We start from the raw sequence: 721 nt of genomic DNA, 5'->3' as shown, positions 1-721 counted from the left end.
AACCCGTTGTGCATTTTAAACAATCGGTTTTTTTAAAGTATTTAGATTTCTATTGAGTAAGAATTTATTAATATATTGTATTGTAGTCAAGGCAGTTATCTTAGATAATATTCTGGTTCTATAGCCATCAAATGATTTAGCATAATTACGTCTAATCATAAATTGATCACATAATTGAGAGAATAAGGTTTCAATTCTTTTCCTACCTTTTTGGTATAAAAAGAATTGTGGCTTATAGTCAAGTTGATTTTTTCTTTTAGGAGTACTTAACTCAATATTGGCACTCTCAAATAAATCTAATTGTATCTTACTTGATAAATAACCTTTATCTCCAATTATCACACAATCATTCATTTGATGCTTTACATCTTCTAAATATCTAATATCATGTACAGAAGCTTTGGTTAAATCTATACTATGAAAAACACCTTCAAATGAACAAACTGCATGTAGTTTATATCCATAAAAATACATAGATTGAGAGGCACAATAGCCTTGATTGGGAGAAGTCTCGTATTGTTCTTTACAAATTTTAGCTCTATTACTTCTTGATAGTTTACAAACCTCTAATGGCATACTATCAATAATAAAATGAGTTTGATTATTATTAATCAATTTTGAGATTTTGACTCTTAAAGCTTCAATATGAAAAAACAAACGACGTTTTCTTCTATTATAAACACTGCGTTCTATTTTTTGTTTTAATTCTTTAGGTAAGAGT

General features: G+C 27.3%; 1 protein-coding gene. It reads right to left on the bottom strand.

The window, feature by feature from the left end:
* Positions 1–15 precede the first annotated feature (15 nt).
* On the bottom strand, positions 16–721 hold a 706-nt coding region (locus tag GJV76_RS15630), incomplete at its 5' end, for an IS982 family transposase (RefSeq protein ID WP_155093504.1).

The sequence above is a fragment of the Myroides albus genome, assembly GCF_009711045.1.
Classification (GTDB): Bacteria; Bacteroidota; Bacteroidia; order Flavobacteriales; family Flavobacteriaceae; genus Flavobacterium; species Flavobacterium album_A.
Note: the sequence above shows the minus strand (reverse complement) of the source record. Positions and strands in the feature narration are given on the sequence as shown.